The organism is Sorangium sp. So ce726 (assembly GCF_051521405.1).
Classification (GTDB): domain Bacteria; phylum Myxococcota_A; class Polyangia; order Polyangiales; family Polyangiaceae; genus Sorangium.
Genome location: NZ_CP150349.1, coordinates 2,737,772 through 2,756,654, shown reverse-complemented (window position 1 = coordinate 2,756,654; position 18,883 = coordinate 2,737,772). Strand labels below are relative to the sequence as shown.

Genomic DNA, 18,883 nt, shown 5'->3' with positions numbered 1-18,883 from the left:
TCGTCGCCCGCATGCGCCGGTTCGAGTTCGTGCAGGGGACGAGCGCCAAGTTCTGGATGGCCGACGTGGACGACACGACCTTCATCGTCGTCTACGGGCGGCTGGGGACGGCCGGGCAACGCAAGGAGAAGGCGTTTCCCACCGCGGATGCCGCGCAGCGCGAGTGCGACAAGAAGGTCGCGGAGAAGCTCAGGGAGGGCTACCAGGAGGTGGCCGCCGCCGGGGGCGGCGCCCCCGCTGGCGGCGCCCCCGCAGCCGGCGCCGGAGCGGCCGCGCCCCCGCAGCCGCCGAAGCTCGATCTGCCGCCGCGCGTCCAGCCCGGCGAGGCCACCGAGGCGCGGCGCAAGGCCGCCGTCCACGCGCTCGCCGCGGTCTCGGCCGCGCGCGGCCGGCGGAGCTGGGTGCTCGGGCGCGCCGTCCGCCGCGCCCGCCGCGCGCTCGAGTCGCTCGGCGGGCTCGATCCCGCGGCCGACGGGGCGCTGTCCGCCGCGCTGGACGCGCTCCTGGCCCGCGTCGTCGCGCCGAGCGCGCGCGATCGCCTGCCGCTCGTGCGCGCGCTCGAGCTGCTCTCGGAGCTCGACGCCGCGGCGTTCGCGCGCGCGGTGCGCGACACCTGGAAGGCCCCGCCGGCGACCTCTCCGGCCGCCGGGGCGCTCGCCCTCCTGAAGCGGCAGCTCGAGGAGCTCGACGATCCCGAGCTCGGCCTCCGGCTCGGCGCGCTGCTCGTCGATCGGCCGCACCACGGCTCGATGAGCGCCGAGGCCGGGTGGGCGCGGCGCTGGAAGGCGCTCTCGCCGCACCTCGAGGCGCACCTCGCCCACCGCGGGAGCTCGCTGAAGGACCTCCTCGCGAGCATCGACGCGGGCGGCGATCCCCACGTCGCCGAGCGGGTAGCGCGGATGCGCGCGGCGTGAGCTGCTCGGCCTGAGCTGCGCGGACTGAGCTGCGCGCCCGGCGCGCGCCCTGGAGCGACGCTCCGGGCGCCGCGCGGCACCTCGGCACCCGCGAACACGCCCCACCCACAGGCGCACACCGCGGGGAGGCGACGACGCTTCCGTCATCGTCAGATCGACTCTGGCTTGACCTGCACCGCGGGGCTCGCGATTCTCCCAGGCCATCCCGCAAGGGGAGGGCGCCTTGACGAGCTCACCGAACCCGATCGACATCGCGAACGTCAAGCAGCTCGCCACGAGCGGCTCACCCACCCTGGCCGAGGTCGTCGAAACGTACCTCGGGCAGCCGGATCCCAAACCGGACGTGCCGCCGCGCGAGGGGGCGCTGACCTTCGCTGCGTTCCTGCAGCTGCTCTCGCGCGCGCAGGGCATGCGCTCCCCCGAGCAGCGGCGAGAGCAGTCGACCGACGCGTGGAAGCGCTTCCTCGCGCAGGTCGACGCCGCGCCGCCGCCGCGGCTCGAGCTCGCGGACCTGCTCGTGCGCATCTACGAGGAGGGAACGGACGCAGGGCGCAGCGCGCTGCGCGACATCGCCACGAGCGCGCCGCTGGTCTTCGGCGTGTGGGGCGGGCTCAAGCGCATCTACAAGCTGGCCGAGGCGCGGCTCGACGCGGAGCTCTTCGGGGCGCTCGCCTTCCGCTTCGACGTCGAGCTCTCCCGCATCCGGCGGCGCGAGGTCTCCAAGGGGACGTTGATCTACATGCGCCGCCGCGCGTGGCGCTTCCTGCGCGAGCTCGGGCGGAGCACGCCGGAGCTCTACCCGCAGTTCGCGGTCGAGGTCCTCCGCCACTACGCGCCGGGCACGAGCTTCGGCGACCTCTGGGTCGCGAACCACATCTGGGCGCACGGCACGGGCAAGTACGACGGGCGCTCGTTCCACGGCAACGTCCCGCCGAACGACATGGTGAAGCACCGCGCCTTCGATGAGGCGTGGAAGCGATCGCCCGATCCGCTGATGCTCCTGCTCTCGGCCTGCCAGGCCGATCCGCCGGCCAAGTTCGCGATCCAGGGGCTCAAGAAGGACTTCGCCGAGACCTTGCGGAGCGTCACGCCCGCGTGGCTTTCGCGCCTCGCGTACCGGCCGCTCGCGAGCGCGCACGAGTTCCTGATCGAGACGCTGCTCGGCTCGCCGGAGCTCCACCAGAGCAAGCTGCGGGGCCTCGGGCTGCACGACGCGGCGCTCGCGCTGCTCGGCTCCCCGAGCCCGAAGGCGCGCACGTTCGCGATCGAGTACGCCCGCGCTCACGCGACGGACCTCGACCCGGAGCGCCTCGCCGCGCTGCTCGACTCCGAGCACAAGGACACGCGCGCCTTCGCGGCGTCGGCGCTCCAGGGCAAGAGCCCGCGCGCGCTCGGCCACGCGTTCCTGGGGCGGCTGCTCACGCACAGCGAGACCGAGGCGTGGGCCGGCAAGGCCCTGAGCGAGAGCTTCGACCGCGCCGAGCTGCCCGAGGGCTTCCTCATCGACATGCTCTACGGCGAGTCCGAGCAGAAGAAGTGGGCCACCGCGTACTTCAAGGCCAAGTACCGGCCCGGCGAGCCCGGGGCGGGCTTCTGGGTTCGCGTGCTCGACGACCCGCGCCACGAGGACGACTACCAGGCGACGAACGCCGCGCTCGGCGCGCTCGGCAGGTACCCGATCGCGGAGATCGGGACGCCGTGGCTGCTCGGCGCGCTCACGCGCAAGCGCATCGGGGCCACGGTCGCGACCTGGCTCCAGAAGGCCGACGCGCTGCCCGACCTGACCGCCGAGGGCGTCGAGCGCCTGAAGGGGTTCGTCTTCAGCGCCGAGACGCGCGCGGTCGCGCTGGAGGTGCTCGGCAACCCGAAGATCGTGTCTCCGCGGCAGCTCACGCTGCCCTGGCTGCTGGCGCTCGCGCGGCGCGCCGATCCGACGCTGAACGGCTTCGCGCGCCGCTACCTCCTCTCGCACATGAAGCCGCAGGACTTCGACGCGGGGCAGGACGCGAGCGGCCGCGGCGACCGCGAGGCGGGCACCGCGAGGCTGTTCGCGCTCGCGCTCGGCGAGAAGGAGCCCGAGCCGATGCGCGCGTTCGCGCAGACGTACCTGCGCTGCCACCACCCGGTCCTCGGGCCCGAGCAGAGCGAGGCCAAGGAGCTCGAGCTGAAGCCGGCGCTCAAGCGAGGCGCGTTCACCGCCGAGCGCATCTGGCCCGCGCTCTCCGACAAGCGGGACGACGTCCGGCGCTTCGCCGCGCTCATCACGCGCGCCGAGCTCCGGGCGTGGGGCTACCAGACCCGCGTCTACGAGCTCGCGCACAGCGACGCGAAGGAGGTGCGCAACATCGCCTTCGACGCGCTCCGCAAGGTCGGCGATCCGTCGGCCGATCCGGCGATCGCGCTCACGCCGGAGGAGCTCGATCCGGCGCAGGTCTTCGCGCTCACGGAGAGCCTGAAGAAGAGCGCGCGCGAGCTCGGCCTCTCGCTCATCCTGAAGCACTACGCGCGGCTCGGCGGCCCTGAGCGCCTCGGCTGGCTGATGCAGAGCGCCGACCGCGAGGTGCGCCTCTTCGCCGTGCGGATGCTCTGGGAGAAGCACCGGCCGCGCGATCTGCCGCCGGGCTGGCGGCCGCGCGGCGCGCGAGGAGACGACGCGCGCCCCGCGGCGGAGCTGCCCGAGGACGCCGGGCGGTTCGCGGACGTCGAGGCGCTCCGGCGCTTCCTGCGGTACGTGCTGTCCGGGATCCCCGCCGGGAGGTCGCCGGAGCCGGGCGACGACGCGGGCGCGCGCAGGCGCCTGTCGGCGAGCGAGGCCAAGCGGCACGTGATCGAGGTCGTGCGCGATCTCGCGGTCGAGGACGCGGCGTTCGCGGCGCTCGTCGCCCCCGTCATCGCCGAGTTCACCGGGTCGATCGCGAAGGGCGAGTGGCAGGCCTGCCTGGCGGCGCTCCTGCGGCTCAGGCACGCGCACCCGGGGCTCGAGATCGAAGGCCTCGAAGCGGCCGGCGATAGCCGGACGCTCCCCAGCGTCGGACAGGAGAGCGCATGAGCCACGCGATCGGCCATTACGAGAAGGTCCGCGCGCTCGCGATCGGCCCGCGGCTCCTCGCGGTCGGCGGCGTGCGCGCGCCGGCGCCGAGCGAGGAGCGCGGGACACGCGAGACGCAGACCGCGCAATCCCCCGCCAGCGCGAGCCAGGTGACGCTGTTCGATCACGTGGCGAACAAGCCGGTGCGCTCGATCGACGTGCCCGCGCACGTGCTGGGCCTCGCGTTCGCGGGCGACCTGCTCGCGGCGGCGTGCTCCGACGGCGCGCTGCGCTTCGTCACGGGCAGCGGGGCCGACGTGCGGGCGATCGACGCGCACCCAGGCGGCGCAACGGCGATCGCCGCGGGCGTGTCGCTCAACGCCGGCGCGCGCCTCGCGACCGTGGGGGTCGACGGCGCGCTGCGGATCTGGCGCGTCGGCGATGCCGCCGGATCCCCTGCCCCGCAGCACGGCGCCGCGGCCGAGATCTCGTCGTTCGCGCTCTCGGCGGCGCCGCTCCGCGCCGTCGCCTTCGATCCTGCCGGCGAGCTCTGCGCAGCGGCAGGCGACGACGGCGTCGTCCGCGTGGTCACGCTGTCGACGGGCGCCGTTCGCGACATGCCGGGCCATGACGGACCGGTCACGGCGCTCGCGTTCACGCCGCGCGATGGGCGGCTGGCGTCGGGCGGCGACGACGGCACCGTGCGCCTCTGGTACCTCGTCGGCGCCGTCGAGTGCGAGGTGCGCGGCGCGGACGGGAGCGGTCACGCGGGCGGCGTCCGCGCGCTCCTGTGCCTGCCCACCCCGCCGCCCCAGGAAGACGGCAAGGAGAGCGGCGATCGCCTGCTGTCCGCAGGCGCCGACGGCGCGATCCGCATCCACCGGCTCGAGGACAAGCGCAAGCCGCGCACGCTGGAGACGAGCGCGCTGTCGCTCCACGCGCTCGCGCTCGCGCCGGCCGCCGCGCGCAAAGGCGCGCGCGCGCAAGCGGGCCGCGGCGGGGCGGACGCGAAGGACGGGCTCGGCGCCGTCTTCGCCGCAGGGGATCGGCGCACGGTATGGCGCTTCCCGATCGACGCCGCCGGCGCGCCCGCGGACGGCACCGCAGAGCTCGCGCACGGCTTCGATGTCCTCGCCCAGGCGCTCTCGGGCGCGCGGCCGGCCCGCGAGAGCGCCGTCAAGACGCTCGCCTCGCTCGACGAGCCCGAGGCGCTCGAGGCCGCGCTTTCCGTGCTCCGATCGGACCGGGACGCCGAGGTGCGCGCGCTCGCCGCCCGCGAGCTCGGGGCGAAAGGGCGCCGCGGCGCGCGCGCGAAGCTGCGCGAGGCGCTCGACGACGAGAGCCCGAACACCCGCATGGCCGCGCTCGAGGCGCTCCGCGCGATCGAGCGCGACGCGCCGCTCGCCCCGCTCCGGGCAGCGCTCGGCGCCCGCGCCGCGGACGTCCAGCGCCGGGCGCTCCTCGAGCTCGGGAAGCTCTACGGCAGCTCGCCGCTCATCCCGGGGCTCATCGCCGAGAAGCTCGCCGGCCGCGACGCGTCGGTGCGGCTCACGGCGCTCGACCAGCTCCAGCAGATCCACCCGGACGGCCCGCAGCCGCTCCGCACCGCCTTCGAGCGCGGCCCGGCCGACCTCCGGGTCGAGGCGCTCATCCGTGCCGCGCTCGCCGGCTGGCTCTCGGCGCCGGAGTTCGCGCCGATCGCGGCGCGCGCGCTCGACGACGAGGACGCCGAGGTGCGCCGCATCGCGTTCGCGGCGAAGGTGATCGAGCGGCGCGCGCTCGCCCACGCGCTCGAGGCGCGCGACGAGGATCTTGGCCGCGCGGCGATCGACATCGCGCGGCGCGCGGCCGAGGTCCTTCGGCGCGCCGGCGCGGGCGGCGCGGAGAAGCCCGCGGCGAACGCGAAGGATGGGGCGAAGGACGGGGCGAAGGCGGCCGACGAGGCGGCCATCAAGGCGGCGCGCGCCCGGATCCCCGGCGTCGGCAGCCCGGGGGCCGAGCTCGCCGAGGCCGACCTCGAGCCGCTGCTCACCGCGATGGCGTGCCGCACGCCGGACACGGCGGTGCGGGGGGCGCGCGGCCTCGCGCAGCTCGGCGACACGCGCGCCCTCGGCGCGCTGCTGCAGCTCACGCGCGAGCAGGACCCATCGCTGCGAAGGCAGGCGGCGACCGCGCTCGCCGAGCTCCGGGACACCCGCGCCGAGAAGCGCCTCATCTGGATGCTCGACGACGCGGACGGGGCGGTGCGCGCCGCGGCGCACGACGCCTACGCGCGGCTCCAGCCGTCGGCCCCGCTCACCGTGGCCGAGGCGTCGCTCCGCTCGTCGCAGGAGGACATCCGCGTCCGCGGCCTCGACCGGCTCGTGGCGCTCGCCGGCGAGGGCAAGGGACCGAGGCCGCCCGAGGCCGAGGCGCTGCTCGCCGACGCGATCGAGGACGAGTCGCCCAAGGTCCGCCGCGAGGCGTTCCGGACGCTGTGGTCGTGGCACACCTCGGATCCGCAGACGGCGCTCGACCGCGCGCAGCTCGCGCGCTTCCCCGACCTGCGCCTGCGCGCCGTCGAGGAGCTCAAGGCGCACGGCGAGCAGCCGTGGGCCGCGGAGCGGCTGCACGCGGCCATCGGCGACCGCGACGCGAGCGTGGCCCAGGCCGCGTACGACGCCGTCGTCAAGCTGCGCGGCAAGGAGGCCGCGGAGCCGCACCTCGCCGCGATGGCGTCGATCCACCCCTCGGTCCGGGAGAGCGGCGCGCGCGGGGCCGCGCTCCTGCCGGCGGGCGAAGACGCGCGCAGCGGCCTGCTCCGGCTGCTCGCCACGCGCGTGCCGGTGGGCGACGCCGCGCGCAGCGCCCTGAGCAAGCTGCTCGAGGACGAGCACGCGGGGCCGCGCACCGCCGCGATCGAGGCGCTCGACAGGCTCCTGCCAGGCGAGGCGGGGCCGCTCCACATCGGCCTCCAGTCGAGCCACCTCGACCTCCGGGTGCGCGCGGCCGAGCTCTGCGCCGTCCGGCGCGACGAGCAGCTGATCAACCCGATGCGAGCGCTCCTCGCCGATCAGTCCCTCTTCAAGCAGCTGCCGATCCAGGTCCTCGGCCCGCTGCGCGCCCGCGCCGCGACCGCGCTGGCGACGCTCGGATCGCCGCGCCTCGTCAAGTACTTCGCCACCGAGCTCCTCAAGGACGAGTACCCCGACGTGCGCGAGCAGGCCGCGCGCGGGCTCGCGATGGCCGCCCGCCGCGGCGAGGAGGGCTACCTGCTCGACGCCATGGGCCACGCCGACGTCGCGGTGCGGTCGTGGGCCGCCGACGGGCTCGCGCGGCTCGGCGACGTGCGGGCGCTTCCGGTGCTCACGGGCACGCTGCGCCACGAGCACCCGCCCATCCGCGTCGCGACGATCATGTCGTTCGCGGCGCTCGGGCCCGAGGGCTACGGCGGCATGCTGCAGGGCCTCGAGGACAGCTCGCGCGAGGTCCAGGAGATCGTCTTCGCGATCGTGCTCGCGCGCGACCTCCGGGCTTTCCGCCGCGGCGACCCGCCGGACCTCCTGACGAGCGCGCTCTCGTCGCAGCGCTCGGACGTGCGCTTCGCCGCGGCGCGCGCGCTGGAGCTCCGCACCGATCCGGAGGCGTACCTCGCCCACCTCATCGAGGCGCTGATGCCCCCGCGCCCCGACACGGCGGAGCAGGGCCGCGCGGCCGACGGCGAGAAGCCCGCCGGCATGAAGGACTGGCCGCCCGAGGTCGCGCGCGGGCGCATCCTCGTCGGCCTCGCCGAGGCGCTCGCCAGCGACGACCCGCAGCAGCGCTACGCGGCCGCGCAGGTGCTCCGCATCCGGCGCAAGCCGGTCGAGTACTTCCGCGAGGCGAAGCGCGTGGCCGCGCTGCGCCCCGCGGGCGCCCACGTCGTGGCGGACACGACCCCGCGCGCCGCGGAGGAGAGCGACACGAAGCCCGCGAAGGGGTGGCTCCGCCGCCTCTTCGCGCAGCCCGAGCCGAGCGGGCAGAGCGGCCAGAAGCCGAGCGACAAGCCGGCCGGCGACGCGGTCCCGGAGGGCGAGCAGCGGCGGCTGCGCTGGCTCGCGTTCGGCGCGTACATGGGCCTCCTCCGGCAGGTCTCGGCGGGCGACGACGAGGCGCACCGCACGCGCCGCGACGCCATCGATCGCATCGTCGACGTCTGCGCCAAGGGGCACGTCAGCAGCACGGCGGCGGTCCCGCCGCTCGTCCGGGCGCTCGACGACCCGCACCACCTCGTGCGCAAGGCGGCGTTCGCGGGGCTCAAGGCGCTCTTCCCTGCAGGGGCGGGCGAGCCGCTCGCGCTCGGGCTCGCCTCGGCGTCGGCCGACGTGGCGCGGACCGCGCTCGACGAGATCGCCGCGCGGGGCGGCGACGCCCGCCCCGAGATCGTGCGCGCGCTGAGCTCCGCGCTGCCCGACGTGCGCCGCTACGCCTTCGAGCTCTTGGAGCGGCTCTCTCCGAAGGGCAGCCTCGATCCGCTCCTCGCGGCGCTCGGCAGCGAGCACGCCGACCTCCGCCTCGGCGTGCTCGAGCGCCTCGCGTCGTCGAGCGATCCGCGCATCGTGCCCGCCCTGTGCCGCGCGATGGAGAGCGATCACGACGACCTGCGCCTGCGCGCCGCGGAGCTCCTCGCCCGCAGCCGCGACGATCGCGCGGTCGACGTGCTCTCGGCGTTCCTGCGCGAGGGCGCGGCCGCGTCGGCGACGCGCGCGCGCAAGGCGCTCGTCGCGCTCGCGAGCGACGCGGCGGTGCAGGCGCTCGCGGCGCGCATGGATGAGGCCGGCACGCCGGCGGACCGCGCCGCGCTGGCGAGCGCGCTCGGGAACACGCGGAACCCCGCGGCCACCGGCCCGCTCGCGGCGCGCTTCGACGACGAGGCGGCCGAGGTCCGGAGCGCCGCGCTCAAGGCGTGCCTCGAGATCGTCGACAAGGGGCGCGAGCGCGAGAAGCGCGAGGCGGCGCTCGCGCTCGCGTTCCTCGCCGCCGCGACGCGCGCGAAGGACCCGGCGCTCCGCCTCGCCGCGGCGCGCGAGCTCGATCTCGGCGACGATCCCGCGCAGAACGACCTCCTGGTCGCGCTCTTCGCGGATCGCGATCTCCCCGCGCGCGTCGCGGCCGTGACCTCGTACGCGAAGCGCGTCAAAGACAAGGGCGCGCCCTCGGGGCCGCTCGAGGCCGTGCTGCGCGCGGGCGCCCGCGAGCTCGTGCTGCCCGCCGCGGAGGGGGCGGCCGAGCGGGGCCTCGCGTCAGCGCTCCGGCCGCTCCTCCTCGTCGTGCGCGCGGGCGAGCCCGGGGAGCGGGAGCGCGCGCTGCTCGCGCTCGGCACGCTCGGCGACGCCCGCGCGCTGGAGGAGCTCGAGGCGGTGGCCGCCGGCGGCACCAAGGAGGCGCCCATCGAGCCGAGCATGCAGGCCGCCGCCACGGAGGCGCTCGGCCGCATCGCCCCGAAGCTGGGGAGCGCCGAGCTGCGCAAGCGCGCCTCGGAGCGCGTCGAGCAGGCGCTCCACGCGGACTCCATCGATCTCCGCGAGTCGGCGGCGAAGGGCGTGCGCTGGATCGGCGGCGAGCGCGCCCGCGTGCTGCTCGAGGAGCTGGTGCGCGCCGGCGATACGCCCGACAGGCTCCGCGTCGTCGCCGTGAACGAGCTCGGCCTGCTCGGCGACAGCGCGGCCGAGCCCGCGCTCACCCGCGCGCTCGACGCGCGGAACAGCGAGGTCCGCAAGAACGCGCGCAAGGCGCTGGAGAAGCTCTTCCCTGGCGAGCGGACGCGCGTCGAGCTCCTCGCGGTCGGGAGCAAGTACGACGACATCGCGGGCCCGGCGGCGAGCTACCTCGCCGCGGAGGCCGACCCGGCCGAGCTCTTGCCCCGGCTCGCGGCGCTCAAGGACAAGGACCTGCGCCAGCGCCTCGCCATGGGCCTGCTCCGCCGCGGCGCGCTGCCGGTGGCCGCGCTCCTGCGCATGCTCGAGGACGAGCGCGCCCCGGCGCGGCAGGAGGCCGCGCGGCTCATCGCCGCCGGCACCGTGGCCGGCGATCGCGGGGCGCTCGCGGGCGCGCTCGCCGCCGCGGCGCAGCGCACCGCGGAGCGCTGGTCGGCCGCGCACGGCGACGAGCGCAACGCCGAGGCCGCGGCGTGGCGTGAGCTCCTCTGGGCCGCGGGCCGCGCCGGCGCGACCGCGACGGCCCCCGCGCTGCGCGCGCTCCTCTCGAACGACAGCGCTCCCGGCGAGGTCCGCCGCGAGGCCGCGCGCGCCCTCGGCGCGCTCGAGTCGGCCGCGAGGTCCAGAGGCGCCGCGCCGCCCGCGGGCGTCGTGGAGGGGCTCACGGCTGCCCTGAAGGACATGGACGCCGGCGTCCGGGCCTCGGCGTCGGCCGCGCTCGCCGCGCTCGCGCCAGACGGCTCGGCCGCGATCGCGGCGGCGGTGAGGCCGTTCGACCCGGTCGCCTTCGGGCCGACCGCGCGCGTCGCCTCGCCCGAGGCGCTCGCGGCGCTCGCCGCGACCGAGCCGGGCCGGCGCCTCGCGCTGCCGGCGATGCTCGCGCGCCACGACGTCGCCGCGCTCGCCCCGCTGATCTCGCTCGCGCAGGGCAACGGCGGCGACGCCGCAGCGCGCCTCGACGCGATCGCGGTGCTCGGCCGCGCCGGCGGCGAGCGCGCGCTCGAGGCGCTCGCCGCGCTCGCGTTCGGCAAAGAGAAGAAGGCCGACGTCGCCGTCCGCAAGGCCGCGTACCGAGCGTACCGCCGCGCGAAGCGCAAGGCGGCGGATCCTCGCGCGGCGCGGCTCGCGGCCGCGCGCGCCTCCAGAGAGCCCGAGACCCCCGAAGGAGTCAACGCATGACGGCCGCACTCGCCCGCCCGATCCTCCTCCGGTACGCCGCGCCGAGCGAGCTCGCCGCCGCCCCGCTCCACTCGAGCGTGCGCCTCTCCCTCGACGGCGCCCGCGGCACGGTCGGCGTGCGCGGCACCGTCCGCGACGCGGCGCTCTTCCGCGACGCGGTGGCCGCGCTGGCGACCATCCTGGAGAGCGATCTCCGGTACAAGGGCCGGGATCGGACCGCGTACCTCGCCTACCTGATGAAGCAGGGCAAGAAGGCGACGGCGGCCATCTGGGAGGCGCAGAAGGCGTTCCTGGATGGCGCCTTCCCGGACGACGCGGCGGCCCAGGGAGACGGCTCCGCCGCGAAGCCGAGGGCCTCCAGCGCGCTCGATCCCGTGCTCACGGTGCACCCGGACGAGGTCTCGATCGAGGTCTTCTCGCGCGACGAGAGCGCCTACGCCCGGCTCGCCTTCTCCAGCGACCTCTTCGAGGGCCGCGAGGCGGCGCACGGCACCGCCTTCGTCGATCTCTCGCCGCGCGTCGTCGAGCAGATCGATCGCCTGCGCGCCTACGCGAAGGTGGAGCTCGACGCCGGCGTGGCGCGCGGCGACGCCGCGGCGGCGCGCGCCGCGCCGATCGAGCGCTCGCTCGAGGTCCCGACGACCTGGCTCCGCGGCTTCCTGCAGGTGCAGTCGGCGGCGACGCTCCCCGCGGTCTCCTGCGAGCTCGCGCCGATCGATCTCTACAACGCGCTGTTCGTGCTCCGCACCCGCAAGGCGAAGAAGCCGCCCCGCGGCCTGCGCTTCGAGCTCGTCCCCGGCAAGCCGCCGCGCCTCATCCTGGAGCCCTGGGAGATCTTGATCGAGGGCCACGGCCCTCCCTACGAGGGTCCGCCGCGCGTGGTCCGGACCTTCGGCCGGCAGCGGCTGCTCGCGCTGTCGCGGCTCCTGCCGCACGTGCAGCGCGTGCGCGCCGAGCTCCGGGGCCCCGGGCTGCCCGTCTTCTGGGTGCTCGATCTGGGCCGCGCGACGCTGACGATCGCGCTCACGGGCTGGACCGACAGCAGCTGGGCCAGCGCCGCCTCGTTCGACGCCCTGATGCCTCGCGAGGGGAAAGGCGGCGACAAGGCGCGCGCGGCGCTCGACGCGCTCGCGGCCAGGCAGATCGCCCTCCTCCGCGAGCGCGGGCCGCTCCCGCTCGCGGCGCTCGCGGCCGGCGGCGGCGCCGAGGACGCCCGCGCGGCGCTCCAGCTCGAGTGCCTGCGCGGCCGGGTGCTCTACGACGTCGCCCGCCGCGTCTACCGCCCGCGCGAGCTGTTCGCCGATCCGGTGGACGAGCGCGACATCCGCTACAGCTCGCCCCGCGAGGCCGCGGCCCACCGCCTGCTCGGCGCGCCCGGCGCGGTGAGGCCCACCAAGGTGCACGAGATCGCCGGCGAGGGCACCGAGATCCACGGGGAGGTCGCGGACCGGGAGGCGCACCGCGACTTCGCGCCGCGGTTCACGATGGACCTCGAGGGCCGCGTCTCCGACGCGTGGTGCAGCTGCCCCACGTTCCGCCGGAGCGGCCTCCGCGAAGGGCCGTGCGAGCACATGATCGCGCTCCGCGTCGCCTACGCGCGCGAGCGCGCCGAGCGGGACGCCTTGCGCCAGACGGCCGAGGGGCGGTCGCTCATCCGCGCCGAGACGCGCACGTACGTGCGCCGCGAGGCCTCGGGCGCGGAGGTCGTCTACCGTGTCTCCCTGGACGACCGCGTAGTACACTTGTCGTGGGGGGCGCGCGCCGAAGCGCCTCGACACCAGCGCATTTGGTTTGACACGGACGGCGAAGCGCGCGACGCGTATTTCAAGAGACTGGATGCGTTGACGTCCTCTGGGTTCGTGGACGCCGACGCGTCGTCAGCATGAGAAAGGAAAGGAGGTCAAGAAAAAGAGATTGTTCGTGTTGCCAGGAGAGGTTCTGAACGCACCAGCCTCCACGCCTCGAGCGTAGGAGCGGCGTCGCGCCGCTCTGGAGGAACCGCCAGTCACTCTCCGCAAGGTAGCCTGTTCTTGGTTCTCTTCGGCTAGACGAGCCCTACGGCGTCGGGAGAGCTGAGACAACCTCGCAAACGCCGTTTCTCCCGACGCCGTAGGGCTCGTCTAGCCGAAGAGAACCGGTGAGGCTACCGTGCACCAAGCGATGAAGGTGATGCGCTTGGAGCCTCTCTTGGCGACATGACAGCGATCGACGGTCCGGCGTCCTCAAGGACCGATCGCTCCCATCGTGACTCACCACCACGCTCCCACCGAGACATGACCGCGAAGATCGACGCGACCGTTCCAGCCCGAGCCCCCGTCGTTCTCCCCATCACGACGCCACCTGCACCTGGCGGCGCGGCGGCCCGCGGCGGCGTAGAAGCGCGCCGGCTCGCCCACGAGGAGCGCGTCGCCCGCTGGAAGGCGATCGACGAAGCGGGCGGGATCGACGCGTGGGTGAGCGCGGAGCTCACGTCGAAGGGCGCCCTCGCGACCGGCGATCCCAAGGCGATGTCCGACCGGGAGCGCGCGCAGTGGAAGGAGCGCAAGAAGGTCGAGGCCAGGGAGCGCCGCTCGCTGCGCCGCCTGGCCTGGGAGGCCTACGTCGCCACGCACGTCAACCACCTTGGCGCGGGCGTGCACTGGAGCGATCGCGTCGGGCCGGACAGGCTCGATGTGCCTGGGCTGAGCGAGCGCGCGCGGGCGCACGGCCTCCCCGACCTGCCGGGCGCGGCCGAGCTCGCGACCGCGCTGGGGCTGTCGATCCCGCGGCTCCGCTGGCTCGCGTATCACCGCGAGGTCGACACGGGCACCCATTACCGGCGGTGGCACATCCCGAAGCGCGACGGCAGCGCGCGCACCATCTCGTCGCCGAAGCGGGAGCTGAAGCGCGCGCAGCGCTGGGCGCTCCGCAACCTGTTCGAGAAGCTGCCGGTCCACGCCGCGGCGCACGGCTTCCTGGCGAGCCGATCCATCGTCACGAACGCCGCCGCGCACGCCGGCGCCGACACGATCGTCAAGGTGGATATCAAGGACTTCTTCCCGACGATCACGTGGCGCCGCGTGCGGGGCCTGCTCCGCAAGGCGGGCGTGGCCGAGGGTCCCGCGACGCTGGTGGCGCTCCTCTCGACGGAGGCGCCGCGGGATGTCGTGCAGTTCCGAGGGCAGACGCTCTACGTGGCCACGGGCCCGCGCGTGCTCCCGCAGGGCGCGCCCACCTCCCCGGCGATCACGAACGCGATCTGCCTGCGGCTCGATCGGCGCGCGTCCGGCCTCGCGCGCAAGCTGGGGTTTCGTTACACGCGGTACGCTGACGATCTCACGTTCTCGTTCCGCGTGCCCGAAACGCCCGTCCTCGCCGGCGCTGCGCGGCCGCGCGCGCCGGTGGGCGCGCTGCTCCGCGGGCTCCGAGAGATCCTGAGCTCGGAGGGCTTCCGGCTGCATCCGAGCAAGACCGTCGTGATGCGCAAGGGCAGCCGGCAGAAGGTGACAGGCCTCGTCGTCAACCAGGCCAGCGAGGGAGCGCCGGCGGCGCGCGTCCCGCGCGAGCGGGTGCGCGAGCTGCGCGCGGCGATCCGCAACCGGGAGCTGGGGAGGCATGGAAAGGGCGAGACGCTCGCGCAGCTCAAGGGGCTCGCGGCGTTCGTCTACATGACAGATCCGGTCAAAGGCCGCGCGTTCCTCGGGCGCATCGAGGCGCTGGAGCGGAATCAGCCTGCGCCTGCCGGCGAGGCGGGCCCCCACGACGCCCGCCCCGTGCTCACGTAGGGCGGGCTACTCCGCGGCCGACGAGCCCTGGGCCGGCAACGCGGCGTCGGCCGTGCGCCCGCCACCGCCTCCGCGTGTGCCGTCAAGCGCCGCGCGCCGGTAGGCCGCGGGCGTCGTGGCGAAGTGGCCCCGGAACAGGCGCGTGAAGTGGCTCGTGTCGCGGAAGCCCCAGCGCGCGGCGACCTCGGACACGGCCTCGATCGGGCGGATCGAGAGCTCGCTCGCCGCCCGTTCGAGGCGGCGCCGCCGGATGTGCGCGGCCAGCGAGCAGCCCAGCTGCTCTGCCATCACGCCGTCGAGGTAACGGCGGCTCACCCCCTGCGCCCGCGCGATATCCGCCGGCTGGAGCGTCGGATCGCCGAGGCGACGCTCGATATCGGCCAGCGCCCGCTCGACCCTCGCCAGCGGAAGCTCGGGCGCGCGGCCGCACATCCCGATCGCCTCGAGCACCACGCCGACAGCCGCCACGCAATCGCGCTCCGACAGCGAGGAGCTCTCGCACAGGATCTGGCGCAAAAGCCCCGCCACGACCCGCTCACCCGCGTGCCCTTCGCCGCGAGTGACGGCCGTCCGGAGGTCGACCCCTGGGTGCCGCTGCTGCACCGCCGAGAGCGGCAGCCGCAGCAGCAGCCGCCGGCCCCGGCTCATCGTCAGCTCGAAGGGGGTGTCCGACTGAAACCACGCGAACGTCCCTTCGCGCAGGATTGCCTGACGCCCCCCCTGCGCGATCACCCCCTCCCCCTCGGCCACGGCGACGATCTTGAGCAGCCCCATGGCCTGTCTGGGCTCGCAGCGGACCTCGAAGGGCTCGGCGCCGAGCCAGAGCAGCTCGCCCGGGCCGACCCGCACCGCGCGCTCGAGGATCGACTCCGGAGGCGTCGCCACGTGGATCAGTTCCATCGTGGACCATCCGCCGCGTCGAATCGGGCCAGGCGAGCGCCGCCCCGACACACCACCTTGAGGCCAGCCGTTCGACCCCGGAGGAACATCATGTCTGCCGCCCAGATCATTCGCGTGCCCATTCTACCCTTTCGCATGCTCAACGCCCACCTGCTCGTCGGCGCCACGGGTTGCGTGCTTGTCGATGCCGGCGTGACGGACGCGGCGCCCAGGGTGGGCGAGGCGCTGGCGCGCGCGGGCCGCGGCTGGTCCGACTTGAAGGCGATCGTGGTCACTCATGCCCACGTCGACCATGCGGGGAGCGCCGCCGAGCTGCGCGAGCGCTCTGGAGCGCTGGTCATCGCCCACGAGGCCGAGGTCGAGCACCTCACCGGACGTGCCCCGATGACGTTCTGTCCGACGGGTTGGTTCGGTCGCTTCTTCGTCCGGACCCCTCTCGTGCACGAGCCCTACGCCCCCGTCGCGCCCGACATCGTGCTGTCCGGCAACGAGCCGCTCGACCTGGCTCCCTACGGGGTCGCGGGTCGCGTGCGCCACACCCCCGGGCACACCCAGGGCTCACTCTCGGTCGTCCTCGAGTCGCGCGAGGCGCTGGTCGGAGATCTGGTCGCCTCCGGGCTGATGCTGGGCGGGCTCGCGCGGATCGGCCACGCTATCCGGCCCCCCTTCGAGCTGGATCCGCGCGCCGTCGGCGTCGAGCTCACGCGGCTGGTCGACGAGGGGATACAGACGTTCCACCTGGGCCACGGAGGACCGCTCGGCGCCGACGAGGTGCGGCGGCACGCCCGCGTGTTGGCCGGATCCCTTGCCGGCGTGCCCCACCTGCAGCGGATGCCCCAGCTGCGGTGAGCGACGCCCCATGCCCGATTCTGTTTCGGGACGCTCGCGTCAAGCGCGAGCCTTGCCTCGACGCTGGGCGAAGGAAGGAGCAGGGGGCCGCTGGCGTATACGCTCCATGGCCCGATCCCAACAAGGGAGTGGTGAATCGACCGATCACGGCCGTTGCACAAGGAGACAACAGCGCTCCCTCGCTGCACGAGGACACTCCCCGTCAGCGTCGAGCGGGCGGCATCCCGCTTTCGTGAACCACGCGAACCCCGCGTGAAGCCATGCCGCTGCAATGCTGCTTTCTCCGCGAGGTGCCTGGACATCGCAAGTGTGGAATGAATAGGATGGTCGGCTATGCGAAAGCCATCTGCTCGTCTCCTTGCGCTTCCGGCCGTCCTGCTCTTCGGCGCCCTGCTCTCGGGCTGCCCCAACCCGAACTCCTACGGAACCCCGCGGACCGTGGCGCCCGGCAAGGTCGCACATTCGGTGTCGCTCGAGAGCTTCGGCTACATCGGCGAGACCACCGAGCTCGTGGCGAATCCGGATACCGGCGAGTCGGAGGCGAGGACGACGACGACCAGCGGGTTCGTGCCGACGCTGCCCTCGTATCAGCTCCGGACGGGTTTGACGGACATCCTCGACATCGGCGCCCACGTCCATAACCTCAGCTCGTTCGGCGTCGATCTCAAGGTGAACCCGGTCCGAGGCGTCTTTGATCTCGCCGTCGATCCGGGGGTGCAGTACTTCTACCTTGCGTCCGACGAGGCGTCGGTACACATCGTCTACCTTCATGCGCCGGTGATGCTCGGCGTGAACCCCACGGACTGGTTCTCGATCGTGGTGACCCCTGGCGTCACCTACGGCCTCGCCTCCGGCAATATCGTGGACGACGGCGAGGCCGCTTCGACCGCGGATGGCCTCCTCCTCCGCGGCAGCCTCGGGTTCCAGTTCCGGACCTCCGACAACTTCGCGATCCACCCGGAGCTCACGATGATGAAGAGCCTCGAGGGGCCGGGGCTCGTCTACAACTTCGGCATCGGGTTCAACTTCGGCGCGCTGCCGAGCTACAAGGACCTTCAAGAGCCGATGTGACGCGCCCGCCGGACTAGCGGGCTGGACCGGTCGCCGAGAAGAGGCGGATCGCGTCCTTCGGGGTGCGCATCGTGACCATGCTCGAAAGATCGATGCCCAGCGAGGTCATCGTGTGCGCGACCGCTGGCTGGATCCCCGTGATCGCCGCGCGCGCGCCGAGCAGGCCTATCGCGCGGACGATACCTACCAGCCGGTCGGCGGTGCGCGTGTCGATCGTCTCGAGCGCCGAGAGGTCGAGCACGACGCTGCGCACCTGCCGCGTCGCGATGATGTTGAGCAGGCGCTCGGTGAGCGTGGCCGTCCGCTCCTCATCCATGGCGCCAATGAGCGGCACGCCGACGACGCCATCCGCGACCTCCAGGATCGGCGCCGAGAGCGCCAGGATCTGCCGGTGCTGCGCCTGGATGACAGCGAGCCTCCGGTCGAGCTCCGCCGCGAGCGCCGACTTCTCGTCCGCCTCGCGCCGGGCCGCCGCGGCCATGGCCTCGAGCTCGCGCGCCGAGCTCTGGAGCGCGTCCTGCGCCCGCTGACGCTCGGTGACATCCACGCAGAAGCAGGCGACCTGCACCTCGCCGCTCCTGCGGACGAGGGGCTTCTTGACCGTCTCGTACCAGTGCACGTCGCCGTTCGGCCGCGTCTCCTTCTCCTCGATGACAACGGGCTGTCTCGTGTCGATGACCTGCCGGTCGACGCTGGTGAAGCCAGAGGCCTCATCCGCGCTCGCGGTGAGCTCGTGCTGGGACGCGTGGACGACCTGCGCCGGCGTCATCCCGTAGCAGCTCGCGAGGGCGCTGTTCGCCATGACGTAGCGGCTGCGCCGGTCCTTGATGAACATGAGGTTGGGCGCGAGGTCGATGAAGTTGCGCAGGAGCTCCAGCTCCTCGGCGAGCGCCTCCTCGCGGCGGCGCTGCGCGGCGTCGTCGGCCGCATGAGCGTGGACGAAGACGAGCGGCTCTCCCTCGGATTTCGAGCACCGCAGGAGCGTCCAGCGCTGCGGGCTCGCCCCGTTGCTCGCTGTGGCGTCGATCTCCGCCCGGCTCTGGGCCCCGCCGAGCAGCGCGCGAGCGGCCTCCGCCGCCTCGGGCGCAAGGAGCGCCGCCTCTCCGAACGCGTTGCGCCAGGCCAGGTTGGCCTCCCGCAACTGGAGGCTCGCGTCGAGCACCGCGAGCGGTTCAGGAAATGCGTCCAAGTCTGCGTGCATCCATACCTCCCCGGCGGCCCGTGCGGCGCAGCAGACGCACCATGCCGCGATCGTTGAAGATGCCTGTGCTCCTGCGCCTTGTCTACGGCGCGCGCCGGTGCCCGCGACGAAAGTCACCGTCCCTCACATCGGATGTTCCGTGAGTGACGGACGGGCGAGCAGCGCTGGACGGACTGGGCCTGTAGCGCGATGTAGAGCGATAGGCCATGACGGCGCAGGACTCTGCCCGTCCACGGCGTTCCCTTCGACGGCTGGAGAGTACGTCGCGGGCGGGGCGTGGACGTGGGCGTGCTCGCACCTGC

9 protein-coding genes are annotated in these 18,883 nt (G+C 74.4%); 7 read left to right on the top strand and 2 right to left on the bottom strand.

Translation table 11 applies throughout. The features are described 5' to 3' along the window. Positions 1 to 11 precede the first annotated feature (11 nt). The 5 genes from WME79_RS10505 to WME79_RS10485 all read left to right on the top strand — a co-directional run bounded on the left by WME79_RS10505 (position 12) and on the right by WME79_RS10485 (position 14,560). Positions 12 to 914 (top strand): WGR domain-containing protein, encoded by a 903-nt coding sequence (locus WME79_RS10505; protein WP_437534584.1) that lies wholly within the window; start codon positions 12 to 14, stop codon positions 912 to 914. A 223-nt stretch (positions 915 to 1,137) separates the two neighbouring features. Further along, positions 1,138 to 3,963, top strand: a complete 2,826-nt coding sequence (locus tag WME79_RS10500; protein WP_437534583.1) for a hypothetical protein — start codon at positions 1,138 to 1,140, stop codon at positions 3,961 to 3,963. Next, positions 3,960 to 10,796: a HEAT repeat domain-containing protein gene (locus tag WME79_RS10495; RefSeq protein WP_437534582.1), complete on the top strand. Its 6,837-nt coding sequence runs from the start codon at positions 3,960 to 3,962 to the stop codon at positions 10,794 to 10,796. The genes WME79_RS10500 and WME79_RS10495 overlap by 4 nt, the downstream gene beginning before the upstream one ends. Next, positions 10,793 to 12,682 (top strand): SWIM zinc finger family protein, encoded by a 1,890-nt coding sequence (locus WME79_RS10490; RefSeq protein WP_437534581.1) that lies wholly within the window; start codon positions 10,793 to 10,795, stop codon positions 12,680 to 12,682. Before WME79_RS10495 ends, WME79_RS10490 begins: the two co-directional genes overlap by 4 nt. Positions 12,683 to 13,069: 387 nt before the next feature. After that, positions 13,070 to 14,560 carry a reverse transcriptase family protein gene (locus WME79_RS10485; RefSeq protein WP_437534580.1) on the top strand — a complete coding sequence of 497 codons (1,491 nt, stop codon included), beginning with the start codon at positions 13,070 to 13,072 and terminating at the stop codon, positions 14,558 to 14,560. Between the two features lie 6 nt (positions 14,561 to 14,566). Here WME79_RS10485 and WME79_RS10480 read toward each other — a convergent pair whose 3' ends face one another. Beyond that, on the bottom strand, positions 14,567 to 15,460 hold the full coding sequence (locus WME79_RS10480) for a helix-turn-helix transcriptional regulator (protein ID WP_437534579.1): 894 nt from the start codon (positions 15,458 to 15,460) through the stop codon (positions 14,567 to 14,569). A 90-nt stretch (positions 15,461 to 15,550) separates the two neighbouring features. Between WME79_RS10480 and WME79_RS10475 the strand changes: the two genes are divergently transcribed. Both WME79_RS10475 and WME79_RS10470 read left to right on the top strand, forming a co-directional pair. After that, positions 15,551 to 16,309 (top strand): MBL fold metallo-hydrolase, encoded by a 759-nt coding sequence (locus WME79_RS10475; protein ID WP_437534578.1) that lies wholly within the window; start codon positions 15,551 to 15,553, stop codon positions 16,307 to 16,309. A 333-nt stretch (positions 16,310 to 16,642) separates the two neighbouring features. Next, on the top strand, positions 16,643 to 17,380 hold the full coding sequence (locus WME79_RS10470; RefSeq protein ID WP_437534577.1) for a hypothetical protein: 738 nt from the start codon (positions 16,643 to 16,645) through the stop codon (positions 17,378 to 17,380). A 13-nt stretch (positions 17,381 to 17,393) separates the two neighbouring features. Here WME79_RS10470 and WME79_RS10465 read toward each other — a convergent pair whose 3' ends face one another. Beyond that, positions 17,394 to 18,581 (bottom strand): PAS domain-containing protein, encoded by a 1,188-nt coding sequence (locus WME79_RS10465; protein WP_437534576.1) that lies wholly within the window; start codon positions 18,579 to 18,581, stop codon positions 17,394 to 17,396. Positions 18,582 to 18,883 lie beyond the last annotated feature (302 nt).

What these genes read in the sequence shown, in the direction of transcription:
- WME79_RS10465 (WP_437534576.1), bottom strand. Translation starts at nt 18,581, where the DNA reads ATGCACGCAGACTTGGACGCATTTCCTGAACCGCTCGCGGTGCTCGAC.
- WME79_RS10470 (WP_437534577.1), top strand. Translation starts at nt 16,643, where the DNA reads ATGCGAAAGCCATCTGCTCGTCTCCTTGCGCTTCCGGCCGTCCTGCTC.
- WME79_RS10505 (WP_437534584.1), top strand. Translation starts at nt 12, where the DNA reads ATGCGCCGGTTCGAGTTCGTGCAGGGGACGAGCGCCAAGTTCTGGATG.
- WME79_RS10490 (WP_437534581.1), top strand. Translation starts at nt 10,793, where the DNA reads ATGACGGCCGCACTCGCCCGCCCGATCCTCCTCCGGTACGCCGCGCCG.
- WME79_RS10480 (WP_437534579.1), bottom strand. Translation starts at nt 15,460, where the DNA reads ATGGAACTGATCCACGTGGCGACGCCTCCGGAGTCGATCCTCGAGCGC.
- WME79_RS10495 (WP_437534582.1), top strand. Translation starts at nt 3,960, where the DNA reads ATGAGCCACGCGATCGGCCATTACGAGAAGGTCCGCGCGCTCGCGATC.
- WME79_RS10485 (WP_437534580.1), top strand. Translation starts at nt 13,070, where the DNA reads ATGACCGCGAAGATCGACGCGACCGTTCCAGCCCGAGCCCCCGTCGTT.
- WME79_RS10475 (WP_437534578.1), top strand. Translation starts at nt 15,551, where the DNA reads ATGTCTGCCGCCCAGATCATTCGCGTGCCCATTCTACCCTTTCGCATG.